The organism is Corallococcus sp. AB049A (assembly GCF_003668885.1).
Classification (GTDB): Bacteria; Myxococcota; Myxococcia; order Myxococcales; family Myxococcaceae; genus Corallococcus; species Corallococcus interemptor.
In genome coordinates this window covers 1-1,687 of the sequence record NZ_RAWL01000773.1, presented here as the reverse complement: position 1 = coordinate 1,687, position 1,687 = coordinate 1, and the positions used below count along the sequence as shown (strand labels likewise).

Here is a 1,687-nt window from a genome sequence, read left to right as displayed (position 1 = left end):
GGAGGGTCCACCCCACCACCCCCCCTTGACCGGTAGCCGGTAGCGGCCGCGGTCCAGGGGCCATCTGCTGGAGTCCGCTTGAGCGCGCGTGCCCTGTCCCAGTCATCCACCGCGTCCGACCTGATCTCCCTCACCAAGCCGAGGCTGTCGCTGCTGGTGCTCATCACCGCGGCGGGCGGCATGTTCCTGGCGCCGGGGCCGTTCACGCCGGTGCGGGCGCTGGTGACGCTGCTGGCGACGGCGGGGACGGTGGGGGCGGCGAACGCGTTCAACTGCTACATGGAGCGCCACAGCGACCAGTTCATGGCGCGCACGCGCAACCGGCCGCTGCCCGCCGGGCGCATGGACCCCAACACGGCGCTCTGGTTCGGCCTGTCGCTGGCGGCGGTGTCCCTGCCCGCGCTGGTGCTGGGCGCCAACCTGCTCACCGGCGTGCTGGGGCTCATCGCGCTGCTCAGCTACGTGCTGGCCTACACGCCGCTCAAGGCCCGCACGTCCGCGGCCATGCTGGTGGGCGGGATTCCCGGCGCGCTGCCGCCGCTGATGGGCTGGACGGCGGTGACGGGCCAGGTGGACGCGGGCGGCTTCGCGCTGTTCGCCATCATGTTCCTCTGGCAGATGCCGCACTTCATCGCCATCGCGCTGTTCCGCAAGGACGAGTACGCCGCCGCGGGCCTCAAGTCCGTGCCGCTGGAGCGCGGGGACGAGTCCAGCCGCGCGCAGGTGGTGCTCTACCTGGTCGCGATGGTGCCCATGACGCTCCTGCCGTTCCAGCTGAACATCTCCGGCACGTGGTACCTGGCGACGGCGGTGGTGCTGGGGCTGGGCTTCCTCGGCCTGGGAGCGTGGGGCTTCTTCAAGCACCTGGGAAAGGCCTGGGCGCGCCAGACGTTCGCGTATTCGCTCGTGTATCTCGCCGTCCTGTTCGTCGTGATGGTGCTGGACCGCGTCCCCCGCGGCTAGCGCCCTCGCGCGGCGACCTGGCGCAAGGCCGCACTCCGCATGCCTGACACCTCCGTTCCGACCCCGCCCCCGCCGCTGTTGCGCATCGAGGGGCTCACTCGCCGCTTTGGCGGGCGCACCGCCGTGGACGGGCTGTCGCTGTCCGTGCAGCCGGGCGAAATCCTGGGGCTGCTGGGCCCGAATGGCGCCGGCAAGTCCACCACCTTCCAGCTGCTCGCGGGCCTGCTCTCGCCGGACGCCGGCCAGGTGCACTTCGCCGGCCGGGTGCTGTCGCTGAGCGACCCGGCGCTGCGGCGCCAGATGGGCATCATCTTCCAGAGGAGCAGCCTGGATGACCTGCTCACCGCGCGGGAGAACCTGCTCCTGGGCGCGCGCCTGTACGGCCTCACCGGCGCGGACGCGAAGGCGCGGGTGGAGACGATGCTGGCGCTCATCGGCCTGCAGGACCGGGGCGATGAGAAGGTGGGCACCTGGTCGGGCGGCATGCGCCGGCGGCTGGAGCTGGCGCGCGCGCTGGTGCACCAGCCGCGCGTGGTGCTGATGGACGAGCCCACGCAAGGGCTGGACGAGGCGGCCTTCCGCACGTTCTGGACGCACCTGAAGCGGCTGCGCGACGCGCAGGGCGTCACCGTGCTGCTCACCACCCACCGGGCGGACGAGGCGGAAGGGTGCGACCGGCTGGCCGTGCTGGATGCCGGGAAGCTGGTGGCGTGCGACACGCCCC

2 protein-coding genes are annotated in these 1,687 nt (G+C 72.3%); both read left to right on the top strand.

Features of this window, described 5'->3' with window-relative positions:
- Positions 1–78: 78 nt before the first annotated feature.
- Positions 79–963, top strand: a complete 885-nt coding sequence (gene cyoE / locus D7X55_RS39260) for a heme o synthase (RefSeq protein ID WP_121725686.1) — start codon at positions 79–81, stop codon at positions 961–963.
- 39 nt (positions 964–1,002) lie between these two features.
- Positions 1,003–1,687: ABC transporter ATP-binding protein (locus tag D7X55_RS39255; RefSeq protein WP_147470419.1), on the top strand; the 685-nt coding region annotated here is incomplete at its 3' end.